Annotated in this window: 18 protein-coding genes; 11 read left to right on the top strand and 7 right to left on the bottom strand. The window is 74.2% G+C overall.

What is annotated here, in order from left to right:
• Nucleotides 1-85: 85 nt before the first annotated feature.
• Both ACVWWH_RS04270 and ACVWWH_RS04265 read right to left on the bottom strand, forming a co-directional pair.
• The gene (locus ACVWWH_RS04270; protein ID WP_457315747.1) at nt 86-1,174 is read right to left on the bottom strand and encodes an NADH:flavin oxidoreductase/NADH oxidase; all 1,089 of its coding nucleotides are present in this window, start codon (nt 1,172-1,174) and stop codon (nt 86-88) included.
• Nucleotides 1,175-1,244: 70 nt separating this feature from the next.
• A complete protein-coding gene (locus tag ACVWWH_RS04265) occupies nt 1,245-1,619 on the bottom strand; it encodes a cupin domain-containing protein (protein ID WP_457315837.1) in 375 nt (124 codons plus the stop codon).
• 253 nt (nt 1,620-1,872) lie between these two features.
• Here ACVWWH_RS04265 and ACVWWH_RS04260 point away from each other — a divergent pair, with 253 nt between their 5' ends.
• Nucleotides 1,873-2,178 carry a hypothetical protein gene (locus ACVWWH_RS04260; RefSeq protein ID WP_066501421.1) on the top strand — a complete coding sequence of 102 codons (306 nt, stop codon included), beginning with the start codon at nt 1,873-1,875 and terminating at the stop codon, nt 2,176-2,178.
• Between the two features lie 32 nt (nt 2,179-2,210).
• Here the strand turns inward: ACVWWH_RS04260 and ACVWWH_RS04255 are convergent, their stop codons facing one another.
• Nucleotides 2,211-3,389, bottom strand: a complete 1,179-nt coding sequence (locus ACVWWH_RS04255) for an MFS transporter (RefSeq protein ID WP_457315746.1) — start codon at nt 3,387-3,389, stop codon at nt 2,211-2,213.
• 23 nt (nt 3,390-3,412) lie between these two features.
• Between ACVWWH_RS04255 and ACVWWH_RS04250 the strand changes: the two genes are divergently transcribed.
• Complete coding sequence (locus ACVWWH_RS04250) at nt 3,413-4,210, top strand: IclR family transcriptional regulator (RefSeq protein WP_457315745.1); 798 nt, start codon at nt 3,413-3,415, stop codon at nt 4,208-4,210.
• Here the strand turns inward: ACVWWH_RS04250 and ACVWWH_RS04245 are convergent.
• From ACVWWH_RS04245 to ACVWWH_RS04235, 3 genes are read right to left on the bottom strand one after another with little or no spacing between them, the layout of a single operon-like run.
• A complete protein-coding gene (locus ACVWWH_RS04245) occupies nt 4,180-5,847 on the bottom strand; it encodes an FAD-dependent oxidoreductase (RefSeq protein ID WP_066501419.1) in 1,668 nt (555 codons plus the stop codon). The two genes, ACVWWH_RS04250 and ACVWWH_RS04245, sit on opposite strands and share 31 nt — an antisense overlap.
• Nucleotides 5,844-6,938, bottom strand: a complete 1,095-nt coding sequence (locus ACVWWH_RS04240; protein WP_457315744.1) for an alcohol dehydrogenase catalytic domain-containing protein — start codon at nt 6,936-6,938, stop codon at nt 5,844-5,846. The genes ACVWWH_RS04245 and ACVWWH_RS04240 overlap by 4 nt, the downstream gene beginning before the upstream one ends.
• Entirely contained in the window at nt 6,935-7,246 is a 312-nt protein-coding gene (locus ACVWWH_RS04235) for a YciI family protein (RefSeq protein WP_066501415.1), read from the bottom strand. The genes ACVWWH_RS04240 and ACVWWH_RS04235 overlap by 4 nt, the downstream gene beginning before the upstream one ends.
• A gap of 409 nt (nt 7,247-7,655) precedes the next feature.
• Between ACVWWH_RS04235 and ACVWWH_RS04230 the strand changes: the two genes are divergently transcribed.
• The 9 genes from ACVWWH_RS04230 (at nt 7,656) to ACVWWH_RS04190 (ending at nt 18,579) form a co-directional block, all read left to right on the top strand.
• On the top strand, nt 7,656-8,549 hold the full coding sequence (locus ACVWWH_RS04230) for a LysR family transcriptional regulator (protein WP_066501413.1): 894 nt from the start codon (nt 7,656-7,658) through the stop codon (nt 8,547-8,549).
• Nucleotides 8,550-8,595: 46 nt separating this feature from the next.
• Nucleotides 8,596-9,477, top strand: coding sequence for a prolipoprotein diacylglyceryl transferase (lgt, locus tag ACVWWH_RS04225; protein ID WP_457315743.1), 882 nt, complete (start codon nt 8,596-8,598; stop codon nt 9,475-9,477).
• Between the two features lie 128 nt (nt 9,478-9,605).
• Nucleotides 9,606-10,979, top strand: a complete 1,374-nt coding sequence (locus ACVWWH_RS04220; protein ID WP_457315742.1) for an MFS transporter — start codon at nt 9,606-9,608, stop codon at nt 10,977-10,979.
• Entirely contained in the window at nt 10,979-11,716 is a 738-nt protein-coding gene (locus tag ACVWWH_RS04215) for an SDR family NAD(P)-dependent oxidoreductase (protein ID WP_457315741.1), read from the top strand. Before ACVWWH_RS04220 ends, ACVWWH_RS04215 begins: the two co-directional genes overlap by 1 nt.
• A 21-nt stretch (nt 11,717-11,737) precedes the next feature.
• Nucleotides 11,738-12,691 (top strand): shikimate dehydrogenase, encoded by a 954-nt coding sequence (locus tag ACVWWH_RS04210; RefSeq protein WP_457315740.1) that lies wholly within the window; start codon nt 11,738-11,740, stop codon nt 12,689-12,691.
• Nucleotides 12,688-13,773: a Gfo/Idh/MocA family protein gene (locus ACVWWH_RS04205; protein WP_457315739.1), complete on the top strand. Its 1,086-nt coding sequence runs from the start codon at nt 12,688-12,690 to the stop codon at nt 13,771-13,773. The genes ACVWWH_RS04210 and ACVWWH_RS04205 overlap by 4 nt, the downstream gene beginning before the upstream one ends.
• Nucleotides 13,770-15,902 (top strand): FAD-dependent oxidoreductase, encoded by a 2,133-nt coding sequence (locus ACVWWH_RS04200; protein ID WP_457315738.1) that lies wholly within the window; start codon nt 13,770-13,772, stop codon nt 15,900-15,902. The genes ACVWWH_RS04205 and ACVWWH_RS04200 overlap by 4 nt, the downstream gene beginning before the upstream one ends.
• Nucleotides 15,899-16,807 (top strand): sugar phosphate isomerase/epimerase family protein, encoded by a 909-nt coding sequence (locus tag ACVWWH_RS04195; RefSeq protein WP_457315737.1) that lies wholly within the window; start codon nt 15,899-15,901, stop codon nt 16,805-16,807. The genes ACVWWH_RS04200 and ACVWWH_RS04195 overlap by 4 nt, the downstream gene beginning before the upstream one ends.
• Nucleotides 16,804-18,579, top strand: coding sequence for an FAD-dependent oxidoreductase (locus ACVWWH_RS04190; protein WP_457315736.1), 1,776 nt, complete (start codon nt 16,804-16,806; stop codon nt 18,577-18,579). Before ACVWWH_RS04195 ends, ACVWWH_RS04190 begins: the two co-directional genes overlap by 4 nt.
• Before the next feature lie 131 nt (nt 18,580-18,710).
• Here the strand turns inward: ACVWWH_RS04190 and ACVWWH_RS04185 are convergent, their stop codons facing one another.
• Nucleotides 18,711-19,550 carry an oxidoreductase gene (locus ACVWWH_RS04185; protein WP_066501403.1) on the bottom strand — a complete coding sequence of 280 codons (840 nt, stop codon included), beginning with the start codon at nt 19,548-19,550 and terminating at the stop codon, nt 18,711-18,713.
• Nucleotides 19,551-19,573 lie beyond the last annotated feature (23 nt).

The following is a 19,573-nucleotide window of genomic DNA, read 5'->3' as shown; positions in this document are numbered from 1 at the left end:
AGCCGGTCGGCGCGTCCCGGACGACACGCCGACCGTTAGCGGCCCATCAGGGCAGGAGCGGACGCCCCGACCGGGACCGCGGGAACTAGGCCCCGGTGCGCCAGGCCGCGCGCGTGTACTGCGGCGGCCAGTAGTCCAGCTCGACGCCGAGCTCGTGGGCGGCCCGCAGGCCGAAGTGCGGATCGCGGAGGAACTCGCGGGCCACCATGACGGCATCGGCCTCGTCGTTGCCGACGATCTGGGCGGCCTCCTGCGGCGTGGTGATGAGGCCGACCGCGTTCACCGGCATCCCGGTGCCCTCGCGGACGGCGGTGGCGAAGCCCACCTGGTACATGGGCTTGACCGGGATGCTGGCCCGGGCCACGAGGCCGCCGGAGGACAGGTCGAACCAGTCCGCGCCCGCCGCCGCGGCCCATCCGGCCACGGTGATCGTGTCCTCAAGGTTCCAGCCGCCGTCCACCCAGTCCGTGGCCGAGAGGCGCACGAGGAGGGGGACGGCGTCGCCCGCCTCGGCGCGCAGGGCCCGGACGATCTCGAGCAGGAATCGGGCGCGGTTCTCGAGGCTGCCGCCGTACTCGTCGGTGCGCAGGTTGGAGAGCGGGGAGAGGAACTGGTGCACGAGGTAGCCGTGGGCGCCGTGGATCTCGAGTCCGTCGAATCCCGCATCCAGGGCCCGGCGCGCCGCGGCGGCGAAGTCGGCGACGATGCCCTTGATCTCCTCCACGGTCAGCTCGCGGGGGGTGGCGTAGCCGTCGAAGGCGACGGCGGACGGCGCCACGGTCTCCCAGCCGCCGTCCTCGACCGCCTGGCTGCCCTTCCCGCTCCACTCCCGGAACGTCGAGGCCTTCCGGCCCGCGTGGGCGAGCTGCATCGCGGCGGTGGCGCCCTGCGAGTGGATGAAGCCGACGATCCGGCGCCACGCGTCCGCCTGGGTGTCGTTCCAGATCCCCGTGTCCCAGTTGGTGATCCGCCCCTCGGGGTTGACCGCGGTGGCCTCGGTCATCACGAGGCCGGCGCCGCCGCGGGCGAGGGAGCCGAGGTGGGCGAGGTGCCAGTCGGTAGGCACCCCGTCCCATTCCTCGACGGAGTACTGGCACATGGGCGAGACCCACAGGCGGTTCCGGACATGGACGCCCCGGATGTCGACGGGGGTGAAGAGCTTCTCGGCAGGCATGCTGCCAAGATTTCCGCGCCGGACCGGCAGCGTCAAATGCCGGGCCGTCGGCGTCGGAGATTAGGCCGGGTCAGTCAGGCTTCGCGAAGGACGCCGCGCTGAGGAACTCGAGCCCCACGAACGCCGAGTCGCCGACCACCCACGCGTCGTGGCCAGGCGGGATCGTGTACGAGCTGCCGGCCGTGATCGTGGCTGTCTCGCCGTTGGCCAGGTGGACCTCGAGGGTGCCGGCCACGCAGTAGCCCACGTGGTTGTTCTGGCAGCTGTCGGTTCCGACCACCGGCTTGATGCACTCCGACCAGCGCCAGCCGGGGGCAAAGGTGAACCGCCCGATGGTGTAGTCGCCCACGGTGACCAGGTCGATCTCGGACTTGTCCGGGCGGCGCTTCTCGTCCGGATCGTCGTGCGACTTCACGTTCAGGCTCGTGACGACGTTGACGGACATATGGGTGCTCATGGCGCGCTCCTTCTGGCTCGAAGCCGCCCCGGACGAGCCTCCAGCTTCCCAGCGGGGACGGTCTATCAGGACGGTTTCAGGGTAGGGCCGCCCGGCGGTGGCCGGAAGGGCGATTCGGCCGGCGAAGCGCTGCGGGAATCGTCTCCGGGCGCGCCCCCAAGAGGTCAGCGCGCGCCCTTGCAGGCCAGTGCCGGGGTTCCTACCATGAGCACCGGTCTCACTGAGCAGGAGGTCGATTGCCATGTCTGTCATCGTCACCGTCAAGGTTCCAGGGGACACGGGCGTCTTCACGAAGTCTCTCGAGGACCGCGCGGAGGAGTACCGGAAAATCGCCGAAAGCGCCAAGGAGCACGGCGCCCTCCACCACCGCTTCGGAGTGGGAAACGGCTACATCCTCATTGACGACGAGTGGGAGTCCGCGCAAGAGTTCGAGAGCTTCTTCAGCGACCCCCAGCTGCGGGACTTCATGGGGACGGTGGGCGCCGACCTCACCGCGGCCCCGCAGATCACCGTCGGGGAGCGGATCGACTCACCCGATTCGTTCTGACCGACTCACCCGGCCCATCAAGGCCGCCGCCCTCACCGCGCACGACGCCGTTCCCACGCCGCGTGCCCGGCCGTCACCACGGCGATGAGCACCGCCGTGGCGCCGAGCCCGAGCAGGAAGATCGCCCCGTACTGGCCGGCGCCCGCGAGCGGCGCGGTGAGGAAGGTGCCCACCGAGCTGCCGAGGAACAGCGCGCAGGCGAACAGGGCCACCGCCGTGGCCCTCGCCGCGGGCGCGACCTCGGTGGCCCAGCCCTGCAGCGAGGAGTGCAGGATCGCGTTCGAGGCGCCGACGAGGACCGCGGTGGCCGTGATCGTCACCGGATTCTGCGCGACCGACGACGCCGCGTACCCGGCGAGCAGGACCGTCCCGCCCAGCCCCATGAGCCGCGTGCGGGAGAGTCGCTGCACGAGCCGGCGCATGAGCCGTGCGCCCGCGATCACCCCGACGCCGTACCCGGCCGCGAGCACGCCGGCGAGGGCGATCGGCACGTCCGCGTGCTGCAGGGCAGGCACGAAGTACGTCAGGACGCCCATGAGCACGGCGCCCTCGAGCACCGCTACCCCGTACACCCCGAGCGCGGCGCCCGAGAAGGCCGCGCGGAAGTCGACGGGCCCGCGGCGGTGCGTGCCGCCGTCGTGCGCGCGGCGGAGGAGGACCAGAAGGGCGAGGCAGCCGAGGGCGGGAAGCCCGAACACCACGCGCCAGTCGGTGAAGGCGGCGATGCTGCCGGCCGCGAGGGTGGCCGCCGTGGTGCCCAGGGCCGAGTAGACCTGCAGCTCGGAGAGGCCGCGGGCCTTGGCGACGCCGCTGCGCGTGTCGCCGATGACCGTCAGGAGCGTCGGGTACAGGCAGCCGGCCATGAGCCCGGCGGCGGAGCGAGCCACGAGCAGCGGCGCGTGCGCGCTGAACAGGGTGCTGGCCACCGCGGCGAGGGCCAGGCCCACCAGCGCCGTGCGGAGCACCGCCACGCGGCCGAACCGGTCGCTGATGAACCCCCACACCGGCTGCCCGAGCGCGTACAGGAGCGAGTAGGCGGCCACGAGCCCCACGGCCTCGGCCAGGGTCAGCCCCGTGCGGGCCGCGAGGACCACGAGCATCGGGGGAGTGGCGAACCGGTCGAAGAAGGACAGGAAGCCGATCGACATCAGCACCCGGTCCGGGATGGTGCCCGGCGCTGTCTGCTGCGCGCCTTCCTTGGTCACTGCCACGGCCTCAAGCCTAGGCTGGAGCCATGGCCAACAGCGCGTCAGGCGAATCAGTGATCCGTCGCGTGGTGCGCGTGATGGAGGCCTTCACCCGTGAGCGCCCGGCCCTCACCTCGGCCGAGCTGGCCCGCGCCACTGGCCTCTCGACGTCCACGGCGTACCGTCTCGCCGCCGGGCTCGCCGCAGAAGGGCTCCTGGCGCGCACTGAGGACGGCCGGTTCGCGGTGGGGGCGCGGATGTGGGAGCTGGCCGCCCGCTCCAACCCGCTCGAGGAGTTCCGCCGCCGCGGCCTGCCGTTCCTCGAGGGCGTCCACGCCGCCGTCCGCCAGCACGTCTCCCTCGCCGTCCCCGACCTCGAGAGCGGCACCGTCCTGTACATCGAGCGCCTCGACCGGCACGGCAACGCCGAGGGGAACCTCGGCGAGGTTGCGGCCCGTCTGGCCCTGACCGGCACCTCGACCGGCCTCGCCATCCTCGCCCACGAGGAGCCCGGAGTGCGCGAGCGCGTGATCGCCGCTGCTGCCGCCTCTCCGGAGCCCTCGGCGCACGACGCCGGCCCGCACCTCCGCGCGACCCTCGCCGAGGTGCGCCGCATCGGCTACAGCCGGCTCGTGGGCGCCCTCGGCGAGGACAACGTGGGCTACGCGGTGCCGGTCTTCGGCGCCGGACGGGCCGTGATCGGGGCGGTCTCGGTGGTCATGCCACGCGACGAGGACCGCGCCGAGCTCGTGCTGCCGGTCCTCGTGGCCACTGGCCGCGGCCTGTCCCGGGCCATGGGTGCCGAGCGCCGCCCCTACGGTGTGGGGGCGTGGATGCGACGGTAGGAGGCCCGCCGTTCTACGAGATGCGAGGCGGCGGCGAACGCCTTGGTGACCGCCGAGCCCAGGGTTGCACCGCCGCCCGGGTAGGCGTCCTTGAACACGGTGGCGGAGCAGTTCCCCGCCGCGTACAGGCCCGGGATGGGCTCACCCCCCGGCGTGAGGACGCGGCCGTCGAGGTCCGTCGCGAGGCCGCCTGCGGTGCCGAGCGCCCCGGCGTGGAGGCGCACCGCGAAGAACGGCGCCGTCTCGAGCGGGGCAAGGCACGGGTTGGGCCCGACCGCCGGGTCGCCGAGGTGCCGGTCCTGCTCGGTGGAGCCCCGGCCGAACTCCGCGTCGACCCCCGCCCGGGCGTCGGCGTTGAACCTCCGCACCGTCACGGCGAGGGCCGTGGCGTCCACTCCGATCGCCTCGGCGAGCCCGGCGAGGGTCTCGGCCCGGTGCATCCACTCCGGCACCGTCCCGACCGGGCTCCCGGCCACGGGGTACCGCGACCGGTAGGCGGCATCGAACACGAGCCACGCAGGGCTGTTCGCGGGCTTCGATGTGCCCGAGTCCACGTTCGCGAAGACCCGGGAGAGGTCGTGGTAGTTCATGGCCTCGTTCACGAACCGGCGCCCCGCCGCGTTGACCGTGATGGAGCCGGGCAGGGTCATCTCGACGTTGCCCATACGGCCGGTCGGCGCGCCGTCGTATTCCCAGCCGTCGGGGGCGATCACGGGAACGCCCCAGATCGCCCCCGTCTGGGCGAGCATGGCACCGGCCCTGAGCCCGAGGAGCAGCCCGTCGCCGGTGTTGGACGGCGCGCCGATGGGGGTGATGGGGAACCTCAGGAGCGAGCCCGCGAGGGCCTCGTTGCGTTCGAACCCGCCGGAGGCGATGAGGACGTCGTGGACCTCGAGCGTGGCGGGCTGTGCGCTACCGTCGCCGATGCGCACGAGCCAGCCCTCGCCGTCGTGCGCCTCGAACCCGGTCACGGGGGCCGAGACGGCGAGGTGCACGCCGCGCTCGAGCGCGGTGGCGATCAGGGTGCCGACGAGCGCCCCGCCCATGGTGCGCACCCCGGCGACGGCGCGCCGCTGGAGCAAGGACGGATCGGGGGAGGCGCCGTGGAGGTGGTCGCGCTCGTTCATCGAGATGAGCGGCAGGTAAGTGGGCGGCCGAAGGGCCTCGGCGAGGCCGGGGGCGCCGGGGAAGTCGGCCGGGTTGAAGGGGTCGTTGTCAAGGCTGCGGCCCGCTGCCACGGCGCCGGGCCACTCCATGTGGTAGTCCGGCCGGTCGAGGGGCCTGAGCGCAACATGGGTCTCCCGGTCGAGGAACTCGATGGCCCTGCGCGAGGTGCGCAGGTACCAGTCGATCTCCTCCTCCGTCATCGCTCCCTCCGTGGCCGCACGCAGGTATGCCGCGGCGCGCCCGGGCGAGTCGGTGCCGGGGGACATGAGTGGGTTGTCGGGCGCCCAGATCACGCCGCCGCCCGTGGCACTGGTCCCGCCGAGCCGGGAGGCCTTCTCGAGGACGACGACGCGCAGCCCCGCCGCGGCGGCCCGGCACGCCGCCACGAGCCCCGCGGCGCCGGAGCCCATGACCGCGAGGTCGTAGGCCGGAGCCAGCTCGGCGACGGGGGTCAGGAAGGGCGCGGTCACGAGCGGCCGCCTCGGGCGCAGAGCGCAGTGGCATCCCGGGCGCTGGGGTCGGGGGCCGCGGCCGGCAGGTCGACCGCGATCTTGCCGACCCGCTGGGTGCGGTCGCGCAGGAGCCGGAAGGCGCCGTCGAGCTCGGCGAAGCCGAAGCGGTGGGTGATGAGGGGCCGGCACGCGTCCTGGTTGCGGTCCAGGAGCGCGAGCGCGTCGTCGAGATGCAGGGAGTTGCGCGAGCCGAGCAGGTCGATTTCCTTGATGGGCAGCGAGCGCATGGACAGGGTGAGCTCGCGGTCGCTGATGCCGACCGCGACCACTCGCCCGGCGGGGGCCACGAGGTCCACTGCCGTAGCGAGCGAGGCGGGGGCTCCGGTTGCGTCGATGACGAGGGAGGGGCCCTGTCCGTCGGTCCAGGCATCGAGGACCGCGCGGTGGGCGACGTCGGGGAACCCCCGCTCCACGGCCAACGTGTGGGCGGCGCCGAGCCCGGCCGCGAGGCCGAGGCGCTCTGTGTAGGTGTCGAGCACCGTGACGCTGCACCCCGCCTCGCGCAGGGCGAGCAGCGCGAAGAGCCCTATGGGCCCCGCTCCGTTCACGAGCACGCGCTCCCCGCGCTGGGCCCGGCCGCGGCGGACCGCCTGGAGCGAGATCGAGACCGGCTCCCACAGCGGCGCCAGGTCCACGGGCAGGCTCTCGGGGATCCGGCGGGTCCGGGCGAGCGGGACGAGCATGAACTCGGCGAGCGCCCCGTCGTCGTCATAGCAGCCGTACACGCTCATGTGAGCGCAGGCGTTGGGCCTCCGGATTGTGCAGGCGTAGCAGCGGCCGCAGGCCGCGAAGGGCGAGACCACCACGTCGTCGCCCACCGCGAACGGGCCGCCCTCGTCCTGCGGATGCAGCCGCGTGATCGTCGCCGAGAACTCGTGGCCCTGGACGATCGGCAGCTCGGTCGCGTAGTCGTCCTCCCAGATGTGCGCGTCGGTGCCGCACAGCGTCACGCTCCGCACGCGCACGACGCCGCGTCCCGGCTCGGGCGCGGGGATCGGCGCCTCCTCGTAGCGGATCGTCTCGGCCGCGACGGTGCGGGCGAGCCTCATCGGGCCGGCTCCTCTGCAGGAGCGGGGTCCAGCCGCTCCTTGCCGAAGAACGGGCTCCAGGCCGAGACCGTCCGGCGAGCGATCAGCCCCTCCCGGCGGAACGGGTCGTCGTCGAGGAGGGCCGCGACGTCGTCCGCCGATTCCCCTGAGAAGACCAGAAGCGCCCGGGTGCCGCCGTCGGCCGGGCCTGAGACGACGAGGCGCCCGGATTCGTGGAGGCCGGACAGGAAGGCGACGTGCTCGGGGCGGTGGGCGTCCCGTTGCCGGGGCGCGTCAGTGTACTCGTAGGTGACGGCGAAGAGCGCCATGGGTCCTCCGGGGTTCTCGAGGGGGTGGGCTTGGTCCCGCTCAGTCTGCTGGGCCGGATCCCGGGTCCGGAGGCAGCATCCCAATGAATGGGATCGACACTCCAGGCGCGGACCGCGCCTCCGGCATCCCCGACACGTCTCCCCTCACCAGGAAAGGGCGTCACGAGGGTGCCGAGCGCGGCCCGCGCACCGAGCCGCTCGCGGATCACCTCGCAGGTTGCCCTCCCGGCCGCCGCGGCGACGCGGCCGGACGTCTGGGCGAAGACGCAGCCCTGCGGGCGCTTGCCCGTGCACCCGGCTCCTCCCCCCAGTTGCACGCGAGTTCCCGGCTCGCTCCGGTCCCGAAATCCACGGGGCGCGCCCGGGCGTCCCGCGGGGAGAGCCCCCTTGCCGGTGCTTGAATGGGCCCGTGGAGATCAGGTGGCTCGAGGCGTTCGTCGCGGTGGCCGAGGAGCTGCACTTCGGGCGCGCGGCCACGCGGCTGCACATGGCCCAGTCGCCGCTGAGCCAGACCATCCGCAAGCTCGAGAAGGACATGGGCGTGCCGCTGTTCGACCGCAGCACGCGCAGCGTGGCCCTCACCCCCGCCGGCCGCTCCCTCCTGCCGCACGCCTACCGCGCCCTGGACGAGCTCGAGGTCGCCCGGCAGGCCGCCCACGCCTCGGTGGGGACCGTCTACGGGCACCTGACCATGAGCTTCACGGGCGCCATCAACCACCGCACCCTCCCGCGGCTCACCCGGGCGCTGCGCCGCCGCTACCCGGACGTGGTCCTCTCGCTGCAGGGCCGCGTGGTGACGGGCGACGCCGTCGCGCAGCTCATGCAGGGAACGCTCGACCTGGCCTTCGTGGGACTCCCGCTCGACCCGTCCCCGCTCGCCTCCCGCCTGATCGCGCGGGAGGCGCTCGGCGCCGTCGTGCCGGTGGACCACCCCCTCGCCCAGCGGGCCGCGCTCGACCTCGCCGAGCTGCGCGAGGAGGACTTCATCATGATGCCCTCCGGTGGCGGCTCGGACCTCGAGCGCACGGCCACGGCAGCCTGCGTCGCGGCGGGGTTCCGGCCGCGGGTGGTGCAGACGATCGGCGACCCGTTCATGATCCTCACGTTCGTCGCCGCCGGGATGGGCGTGAGCCTCGTGAGCGAGGGCATGAGCGACATCCTGCCGCACGGGGCGGTGTACGTCCCGCTCTCCGGCCCCCAGCCCTACCTCCAGCACGGGCTCGCGTGGGCCCCCGCCAACCCCTCCCGCGTGCTGCCGCACGTGCTCGAGGTCGCCGAGCAGGTGCTGCCCACGCCGGCGTGACCCCGCTGGCCAGGTGCCGGCCATCTGGAATTGGTAGGATCCGGCGGTGAGCGCGAGCGTGTCGGTCCCGGCCTATTTCCCGTCCCCCACCGTGAGCGGCTTCCATCTCGGACCGCTGACCATCCACTTCTATGCCCTGTGCATCATGCTCGGCATCGCCGTCGCCGTGTGGATCACGGCACGCCGGTGGCGGCAGCGGGGCGGGCGGCCCGGCGAGGCGATCGACATCAGTCTGTGGGCCGTGCCCTTCGGGATCGTGGGCGGACGCATCTACCACGTCATCACCGACCCCGAGCTGTATTTCCTGCCCGGGAAGAACCCGTGGAACGCGTTCGCCATCTGGGACGGCGGCCTCGGCATCTGGGGCGCCGTGGCGCTCGGCGCGGTGGGCGTGTGGATCGGCTGTCGCCGCGCCGGCGCCTCCTTCCTCGGCTTCGCCGACGCCGTGGCCCCCGGGGTGCTCGCCGCGCAGGGGATCGGCCGGTGGGGCAACTGGTTCAACAACGAGCTCTACGGCGACCCGACCACGCTGCCCTGGGGGCTGCAGATCCACCAGATGGACCTCTCCACGGGCCGGGCCGTCACGGACGCCGCCGGCAACCCGGTGGTGCTCGGGTACTTCCAGCCCACCTTCCTCTACGAGTCGATCTGGTGCCTCGTGACCGCGGCCACGATCATCTGGCTCGACCGGAAGGTCCGGCTCGGCGCCGGGAGCGTGCTCGCCCTCTACGTCGCGGTCTACACGGCCGGGCGGTTCGTCTTCGAGCTCATGCGCTCGGACTACGCCAACCTCATCCTCGGCCTCCGGGTCAACACCTGGGTCTCCGGCCTGCTGTTCATCGCGGCCGTGGTCGCGTTCCTGCTGACCTTCCGGCGTCCGCGCTCGCAGGCCCGGCCCGAGGAGGCCCCGGCCCCCGCCGTGGAGTGACCCTCCAGGATTGTGTGCGAATTGCACATAGTCCTAGATCAACTAAGTGTTGGACGCACCACAATGGGCGCCCCCATGCTGGATGAGCCGCCACCTCCCGTGAGCGGCATCACCCGAAGGGAGCATCCATGTCAGCGTCGACATCCGCCGACTCCCGCACGCCGCGCACCCAGAACGCGCGGATTGCGGCCCTGTCCGGTTTCCTCGGCAGCACGCTCGAGTACTACGACTTCTTCATCTTCGGCTCCGCCGCGGCCCTGTTCTTCGGCAAGCTGTTCTTCCCCGACGCCGGCGCGGCCGGGACGCTGCTCTCGTTCGCCACCCTCGGGGTCGCCTACGTCGCCCGCCCGCTCGGGGCCGTGATCTGGGGCCACTTCGGCGACCGGATGGGGCGCAAGAACGTCCTGCTGCTGACCCTCGTGCTCATGGGCGCCTCGACGTTCCTCATCGGCTGCCTCCCCACCTACAGCGCCGTCGGGGGCCTCGCGCCCACCGCGCTCATCGCGCTGCGCTTCATCCAGGGGCTCTCCGCCGGCGGAGAGTCGCCGGGCTCGAGCTCCCTGACGCTCGAGCACGCGCCCGAGGGCCGCCGGGCCTTCTTCACGAGCTTCACCATGAGCGGCATCCAGTTCGGCATCGTGGTCTCGAGCATCGTGTTCATCCCGGTCACCATGCTCCCGCAGTCGGTCCTCCTGTCCTGGGGCTGGCGCATCCCGTTCCTGCTCAGCGCCGTGGTCACATTCGTCGCCTTCTACCTGCGCCGCCGGCTCGAGGAGCCCGAGCTGTTCGCCGAGATCAAGGACGACGCCAAGACCGCCGCGGTCCCGCTCGTGGACCTGTTCCGCAACGACTTCCCCAACGTGGTCCGGGTGACCCTCGCCGCCCTCGTGACCATGGTCGGCACCGTCTTCACCGTGTTCGCGCTGACCTATGCGACCGCGGTGGTGAAGCTGGACAAGCCGACCATGCTCGTCGTGATCGCGGTGGCCAACGCCGTCACGGTCTTCACGCAGCCGCTCTTCGCGCTCCTGGCGGACAGGATCGGCCGCAAGCCGGTCTTCATCGTCGGCGCCCTGGGCAGCGCCGTCATGGTGTTCGCGTTCTTCGGGGCCCTCTCGACCCGGAGCTGGCCGTTGATCTTCGCCACCGGGATCGGCCTCACGGGCGTCTTCTACGCCATGCCCAACGGCGTCTACCCCGCCTACTTCCCCGAGCTGTTCCCGGCCAGGACGCGCTATTCCGGCATGGCCGTGAGCCTCATGCTCGGCCTCGTCGTGGCCGGCTTCACCCCGGCCATCGGCGCCGCGATCACCGCGGGCGACTCCGCCAACTGGGGCCCCGTGGGCTGGATGACGGTGGCCTTCTGCCTCGTCTCCGCACTGGCCGTGCTCTCGGCGCGCGAGACGTACCGGGTGCCCAAGGACGAGCTCGGCCGCCGCTCCCGCCGCGCGGAGCCGTCCGAGGCGCTCCCCGTCCCGGCCCGGGGAACGGCGGGGAACTGATGCCCGCCAGCGGGACAGTCCCGGCGGGGCGCCGGTGCCTCGTGATCGGGGCCGCCTCGGGCATCGGCCGCGCGGTGGTCGAGCGCATGGCCCCTGCCGCGGCGGCCCTGGTCGCCGCCGACCTGCCCGGTGCCCCGCGGCACGGCGCCGCCTCCGGCGTGGCCCACGTGGACCTCGACGTCACCGATCCGGCGTCCGTCGAGGCGGGCGTCGCCAAGGCCCTCGCGGAGACCGGCGGCCGGCTCGACGTCGTCGTCAACACTGCCGGGATCGTCGGCGGGGTCCGCCCGGCGGCCGAGGAGACCGTCGAGTCCTTCGAGCGGATGCTGCGGGTCAACCTCACGGGGGCGTTCCTCGTCTCCCGGGCCGTCCTGCCGCACCTGGCCCGCAGCGGCTCGGGCCGGCTCATCCACTTCGCCTCGACCGCGGGCAAGGAGGGCGTGGCGGGGATGGCCGCCTACTCCGCGAGCAAGGCCGGGATCCTGGGCCTCACCAAGGCCCTGGCCAAGGAGTACGCGGCCTCGGGCGTCACCGTGAACGCGGTGGCGCCCGGCAAGGTCGCCACGCCCCTCATCCGCGACCTCGCGGTGACGGACGCGGACCTCGCCCGGATCCCGATGGGCCGGCTCGGCACCGCGGAAGAGGCCGCCGCTCTCGTTGAGTACATCGCCTCCCCGGACGCCTCCTACACCACCGGGTTCGTCTACGACCTCTCCGGCGGCCGCGCCACCTACTGACCCCCACCGACAAGGACCACCATGACCGCCCCCAGCCACCTCATCGGCCTCATCGGCGCCAACGTCGCCGGCTCGCTCAGCCCGCTCCTGCACGAGCGCGAGGCCGCCGCCCACGGCCTCCGCTACGCCTACCGCACGCTGGACCTCGACGCGCTCGGCCTCGCGCCCGACGACGCCGGGCAGCTCGCCCGGGCCGCCGCCCGGCTCGGCTACACGGGCCTGAACGTGACGCACCCGTGCAAGCAGTCGGTCATCGCCGGCCTCGACGGGCTCTCCGACGACGCGCGGGAGCTGGGGGCGGTCAACACGGTCGTCATCGACACGCACGATCGCGGCCCGCGCCGCCGCGGATCGGGCGCCGCCGCGCGGCTCACCGGCCGCAACACCGACCACACGGGCTTCCGCGCGGCGCTCCTGGAGGGCCTGCCCGGCGCGGCCCTCGGCACCGTGCTGCTCGTCGGCGCGGGCGGCGCCGGCTCGGCCGTGGCCCGCGCCCTCCTCGACGCCGGCGCCGGGACCCTCCTCGTGGCGGACGCCGAGCCTGCCCGCGCCGAGCAGCTCGCCGCACGCCTCGCCGGGCGCCGCACCGGGAACCCAGCCGGGAACGCAGCCGCGGCCGACGGCGCGGGGCGGGTCGCCGCCGTCGTCCTCGACGAGGTGCCCACCCGCCTCGCGGAGGCCGACGGCGTGGTCAACGCGACGCCGATCGGCATGGTCGGGCACCCGGGCACCCCCTTCGACGCCTCCGCGCTCACGCCGCGGCACTGGGTGGCCGACGTCGTCTACCGCCCCCTGGAGACCCAGCTCGTGAAGGCCGCCCGGGCCGCCGGGTGCCGCGTGCTCGACGGCGGCTGGATGGCCGTGGCGCAGGCCGCCGACTCGTTCGAGCTCTTCACCGGCCGCCGCGCAGACCGCGCCCGCATGCGCGCCCACTTCCTCGAGCTCGCCGCGCAGGCCGGAACGGAGCTGTCATGAGTGCGCCCTACCGCGTCGGGATCGTGGGCTGCGGGGCCATCAGCCGCAACCACCTCGAGGCGTTCGCCGCGATCCCCGAGGCCACGGTCGTGGCCGTGTGCGACGTCGACCCGGGCCGTGCCCGCGAGACCGCCGAGCGCTGGGGCGTCCCCCACGCATTCGGCTCGGTCGGCGAGCTCCTGGCCGCCGGCGTCGACCTCGTCTCGGTGTGCACTCCGCACCCTACCCACGAGGCCGTGGTCCTCGCCGCCGCGGCGGCGGGGGCGCACGTCCTCTGCGAGAAGCCGATCGCGATCGACCTCGCCTCCGCCGAGCGGATGGTCGCCGCGTGCGACGCCGCCGGCGTGCGCCTGGGAGTCCTGTTCCAGCGCCGCTTCTGGCCGGCCGCGCAGCGCCTCCGCGCCGCGGTGGACGACGGCACGCTGGGGCGGCCGATCCTCGGCCACGCCTCGGTGCTGCTGCACCGGGAGCCGGAGTACTACAGCGCCGCCGCCTGGCGGGGGACGTGGGCCACCGACGGCGGCGGCGTGCTCATGACCCAGGCCATCCACTACCTCGACCTCCTGCAGTGGCTCATGGGCGAGGTCGTCGAGGTGCACGGGTACCTCGGCACGTTCACGCACGCGATCGAGGTCGAGGACACCGCGGCCGCCGTGCTCCGCTTCGCCTCCGGGGCGATGGCCACGCTCTCCGCGACGACCGCCGCCGCCCCGAGCCTCGGGGTCAGCATCCGCATCACGGGCGAGACCGGCGCGACCGCCGAGCTCACCGAGTTCCCCGAGGGCACCGACGGCCGGGTGACCATCCTCGCCCGCGGCCGCACCATCGACTCCGAGCCCGCGCACCCCGCCGGCATCGACCCGGACGTGGACCTGGCCACGATCAACGGCCAGCTCATCCCGCACCACGCCACCCAGATCCGCGACTTCGTCGAGGCCCTCGGCGCCGGCCGCGAGCCCGCCGTCACGGGCCGCGACGCCACCGCGGCCCTGGCGATCCTCCTCGCCGTCTACGAGTCCTCGCGCACCGGCCGCCCGGTCCGCCTGACCCAGCCCGCCGCCACCCCAGAAGGTGCCTCATGACCCACCACGCCTCCCAGCCGCTCGTCCTGGGCCGCAACGGCCGCCCGGCGCGCACCCTCCGCAACCGGCTCGTGAGCTCCCCGATGGAGCGCAACTACGGCACCACCGACGGGCGCATCACCGTCCAGTACGCGGACTACCTCGTGGCCCGCGCCCGGGCCGGCCTCGCCATCGTCACCACCGAGGCCACGTACGTGCGCGCCGACGGCAAGGGCCGCACCCACCAGCTCGGCCTGCATACCGACGCCGTCCTCCCGGGATTCCGGGAGCTCACCGACGCCATCCACGCAGCGGGCGCGCTCGCCGCCGTCGAGATCAACCATGGCGGACGCACCGCCCAGTCCGCGGTGAGCGGGCTCCCGCCCGTCGCGCCCGCCGCGGTGCCGTGCGAGGTCGCCGGCGGCGAACTGCCCCGTGCCCTCAGCACGCGCGAGTGCCACCAGCTCGTGGACGCCTACGCCCAGGCGGCCCGCCGGGCCGTCGCGGCCGGGTTCGACGCCATCAGCATCCACGGCGGGCACGGCTACCTCGTCCACCAGTTCATGTCCGCCCGCACCAACGGCCGCTCCGACGAGTTCGGCGCCCCGGAGCACTTCGCCAACCTCGTGATCCGGGCCGTCCGGGCGGCCGCGCCCGAGGCACTCGTCGGGATCCGCCTCTCCGTGCTCGAGGGCGTCCCGGACGGACTCGGCGCCGAGGAGACCCTCGAGGTCGTCTCGCGGCTCGACCTGGAGGCGCTGGACTTCCTGGACCTCTCCGCCGGCTCCTACGAGGCCGGCGAGTGGATCGTGCAGTCGGGGGAGTGGAGGCCCGGCGTCCTCGCCGACTACGCCCGCGCCTACCGCCGCTTCGGCCTGCCCCTCGGCCTCGCGGGGCGGCTCAACTCGCCCGAGGCCATCGAGGCGGTGCTCGCCGACGGCGTGTGCGACTTCGTCTCCCTCGGCCGTGCGGTGCACGCCGACCCGGCCTTCGTCCAGGGCGTCCTGGACGGTGCCCCGTACCGGCCCTGCATCGCCTGCAACGTCTGCATCGACAACCTCGGCCTCGGCCAGGTGACGTGCACCGTCAACCCGGCGGTCGGGCGCTCGCGGGTTCCCGTGCCGGCCCCGCGCCTCGTGCCGGCCGACGACGCGGGGCGGCCGGGCGCCGTTGTGCGCTCCTCCCCGCCCCACACCGTGGTCCTCGGCGCCGGGCCCGCGGGCCTGACCGCCGCGCGCGAGCTCGCCGAGGCCGGTGCGCGCGTCACGCTGCTCGAGTCGGGGGAGCGGATCGGCGGCCAGTTCGCGCTCGCCGCCGGGATGCGCCCCACGCCCGACTTCCACCGCTACCTCGAGTGGAACCGCGCGGAGCTCGCGCGCCTCGGGGTCGAGGTGCGCCTCGGCGCCGCCGCGGACGTGCGGGACCTGGCAGGCCTCGCGCGGGCGCTCGGCGCCGACGGGATCGTCCTCGCCACCGGCGGGACCCGCCCCGCGCCCGGCTTTCCGGTCACCGGCGGCCGCACCGAGGCGCCCGACGGCGGCGTGCTCGACGTGCGCGACTGGCTCGCCGGCCGCCCGGGCCTCCTCGCCGGCGACCGCCGCCCCGAGGAGGGCGCCTGGCCCGCCGCGGTGACGATCTGGGGCGCCGACTCGGTGGCCCTGTCCGTGGCGGACACCCTCGCGGCCCACGGCACGCGCGTGCTGCTCGTCGGGCCCGAGCAGGCCATCGCCCCGGAATCCGGGCGCCGCGCCAAGATCCTCGCCGTCCCGCGGCTCGAGGCCAGCCCCCACGTGCGGATCGTGCTCGACGCCCGCATCGTCGAGGCCGAGCAGCCCGGCACCCCGGAAGGCCGCGTCCGCGTCGTCGGGGCCGCCGGCGAGCGGTGGCTCGAGGCGCCCGGGCCCCTCCTGGTCTCCCGCGGCGTGGTGCCCCTCGGCGCGGCCGTGGACCGGGAGGGCCGCGAGGCCGCGCTCGGGCTCGGCGCGGGCGTTCCCGTGGTGCTCGCCGGGACGGTCGTCGACCAGACCCCGCCCACGGCGTCGAATGCGATCAAGAGCGGGTACGACGCCGCCCAGCGCCTCGCCGCCGCCCTCGCGCCCGCCGCATCGCCCGCCCCTTCCGCCCCGATCCTCGAAGGAGCATCCGCATGACCGCCGCCCAGACCGCGTCCGCGCCGCGGCGCCCCGTGGGCCTCGCCCAGCTCTCCCTCCTCGGGACCGCCCCGCCGGACCTCGTCCTCCTCGCCGCCGAGGCGGGGTTCGACTTCATCGGCGCCCGCGTCCGGCCCGTGACCTCGGCGGAGCGGCCGTACGACCTGCAGCCCGGCTCGCCGATGCTCGCCCAGACGCTCGCCAACGTCCGCTCCACCGGCGTGAGCGTGGTGGACATCGAATTCCTCCTCATGGACGGAACGGGCGGCCTCCATGGCCAGCGCGACGCCTGGCTGCGCATGTTCGAGGCCGGGCACGCCCTCGGCGCCCGGACCATGACCGTGGCCGGAGCCGATTCCGAGCCTGCCCGGTTCGCCGAGAACCTCGCCCGGATGGCCGAGGACGGCCGGGAGTTCGGCATCACGCCCACGCTCGAGCCCATCTCCTACCAGCGCATCAGCGCGCTGCCCGCGGCCGCTGCGGCAGCCCGGGGCGCCGGCACCCAGGTCGTCGTCGACACCCTGCACTTCCGCCGCTTCGGCGGCACGCTCGGGGAGCTCGCAGCCATCGCCGACCTCGTCCCGATGCTCCAGCTCTGCGACGCCCCGGCCCAGCGCCCCGGGGACCGTGAGGGCCTCGTCCACGAGTCCCGCGCCGCCCGCCTGGTCCCGGGCGAGGGCGGCCTCGCGCTCGCCGAGATCGTCGCCGCCCTGGCCCCGGCGCTGCCGGTGAGCGTCGAGGCGCCGTCTCCGCGCGACGTCGAGCGCCTCGGCGCGCTCGGCTGGGCGCGCCGCCTGAAGCAGGGCGCCGACCGCGTGCTCGCGGATGCCGAGGCGCTCGTCCGGGCACGGGCCACCGGGCCCGGCCACCGCACCCGCACTGCACCGAACGGAGCCTCCGCATGACCGCCCCCGTCCCGACATCCTCTGCCGTACCCGCCGTCCAGACCGACGTCCTCGTCATCGGCTCCGGCGCCGGCGGCCTGTCCGCGGCCGTGACGGCCGCCTACCACGGGCTGCGCGTCGTGGTGGTCGAGAAGGCCGAGGTCTGCGGCGGCGCCACGGCCTGGTCCGGCGGCTGGGCGTGGACCCCCGGCAACGCGCTCGCGAAGGCCGACGGCGTGGACGAGGACCCCGAGCAGTTCCGCACCTACCTCCGCCACCGGCTCGGAGACCGGTACGACGCCGCCCGCATCGACGCGTTCCTCGACGCCGTGCCCCACATGGTCGGCTTCTTCGACGGCCGGACGCGGCTGCAGTTCACGCCCGGCGCGAAGATCAGGGACATCTACGGCAAGACCCCCGGCGCGGGGACGGGACACCGCTCCGTCGGCCCGGCGCCGATCAACGCCCGCCGCCTCTCGCCCCGCGTGCGGAGGCTCCTGCGCGGTCAGCTCTACGAGACCTCGTTCCTCGGCATGGGCATCATGGCCGGCCCGGACCTGACCAGGTTCCTCTCGGCGTCCCAGGGCTCGCTGCAGGGCCTTGCGTATGCGGCCTGGCGGGTGGGGCGGCACGTCCTCGACCTCGCCGTGCACCGCAGGGGCATGCAGCTCGTCAACGGGACCGCGCTCGTGGGGCGGCTCCTGCAGAGCGCCGAGGACCTCGGCGTCGACGTGCGGGTCTCGACCCCCGCCGTCCGGCTCACCACCGACGACTCGGGGCGCGTCACCGGCGCCGTGGTGAGCGGACCGGAAGGACGGTACGAGATCGAGGCCGCGCGCGGCGTCGTCCTCGCGGCCGGCGGGTTCCCGAACGACGTGCAGCGGCGCGCCGCGCTGTTCCCCAAGACGCCCACCGGGCGCGAGCACTGGACGCTCGCGCCGAAGGAGGCCGACGGCGACGGAATCACGCTTGGCGAGTCGGTCGGGGCGCAGTTCGTCACCGACGTCGAGTCGCCCGCGGCGTGGTGCCCGGTCTCGCTCGTCCCGTACCGCAGCGGCCGGGTTGGGAACTTCCCGCACATCATGGACCGCGCCAAGCCCGGATCGATCGGCGTGCGCCGGGACGGGAAGCGGTTCGTCAACGAGGCGAACGGCTACTACGACTACGTCTCAGCGCTCGTCGCCGCGACGCCCGAGGGCGAAGCAGTGGAATCGTGGCAGATCGCCGACTCGCGGTTCGTGCGCAGGTACCCGCTCGGCATGGCCAAACCGCTTCCCGTGCCCCTGTTCCCGTACCTGCGCTCCGGCTACCTCAAGCGCGGACGGACCCTCGAGGAGCTCGCCGCGGCGTGCGGCATCGACCCGGCCGCCCTGCGCGAGACGGTCGAGCGGTTCAACGAGGGCGCCCGGCGCGGGGCGGACCCCGAGTTCGAGCGCGGCGAGACCGAGTTCAACCGGTACGGCGGCGACCCGAAGGTCGGGCCGAACCCCTCGCTCGCACCGATCGAGAAGGGCCCGTTCTACGCGGTCAAGGTGGTGCCCGGGTCGTTCGGGACCTTCGCGGGGCTCGCCGCGGACGGGCGGGCCCGGGTGCTGCGGGCCGACGGCTCCGCGGTCGAGGGCCTGTACGTGGCCGGCAATGACCAGGCCAGCATCATGGGCGGCTTCTACCCGGCCGGGGGCATCAATCTCGGGCCGGCGCTGACGTTCGGGTACGTCGCGGGCCGCGAGCTGGCCCGGGCCGAGCGCTACGAGGACGACGGCTCGGTGCCCGCCGAGCACGCCCAGGCCTGATCCGAGGGCCTGCGCGAGCGATTCTGCTCATGCTCGAGGGGCGCCCCGGCGTGCCGAGGCCGGACAGGCCGGGGTCGCACCCCCGGGTCGGCCGGGCGTGAGCAGAATCGCGCCCTCAGCCCCTCAGCGCCTCAGCCCTCGAACCCCGTGGACCCGCTCACCGACTCCCACGCGGTGACCTCCGCCGCCTGCGCCTCGGCCACCGCGCGGTAGCCGGCCAGTGCGTCCCGGCCGAGCAGCAGGAACGCCGGCGTCTGCTCGGCGTCCACCGCGGCGATGATGGCCCGGGCGGCCTTGGCCGGGTCGCCGGCCTGGGTCCCGTGGACCGTGTCGTGCTCCTTGCGCCGCTGCCCGGCGGTCTCGGCGTAGTCCGCGATGGGCTCGGCAGACTGGGTCAGTGAGCGGCCCGCGAAGTCGGTCCTGAACGCGCCCGGCTCCACGGCGGTCACCGAGATCCCCAGCGGCGCGAGCTCCTTCTGGGCCGAGCCCGAGATGCCCTCGAGCGCGGCCTTGGTGGCCGAGTAGTAGCCCGAGCCGGGCGGGCAGAGCCGCGCCCCGATGGAGGAGATGTTCACGATCGCCCCCGAGCGGCGGTCACGCATGCCCGGCAGCACCGCCTTCATCAGGGCCACGGGGCCGAACACGTTGGTCGCGAAGAGGCGGGCCACGTCGGCGTCGTCGCCCTCCTCCACGGCTGCCCGGTACCCGTAGCCGGCGTTGTTCACGAGCACATCGATGCGCCCGAAGCGATCCTGGGCGGCGGCGACGGTGGAGGCCACCTGCGCCGGGTCGGTCACGTCGAGCGGGACGGCGAGGGCCGTCTCGGGGTGGGCGTCCGCGAGGTCGGAGACGGAGGCGGCGTCGCGCGCGGTCACGACGGCGCGGTCGCCGCGCGCGAGGACGGCCTCGGCGAGGGCGCGGCCGAGCCCGGTGGAGCAGCCGGTGATGAGCCAGACGGGTGAGACGTCCATGGGTTTCCTTCCGTGGGTCCAGC

The organism is Sinomonas sp. RB5 (assembly GCF_054063535.1).
Note: the sequence above shows the minus strand (reverse complement) of the source record. Positions and strands in the feature narration are given on the sequence as shown.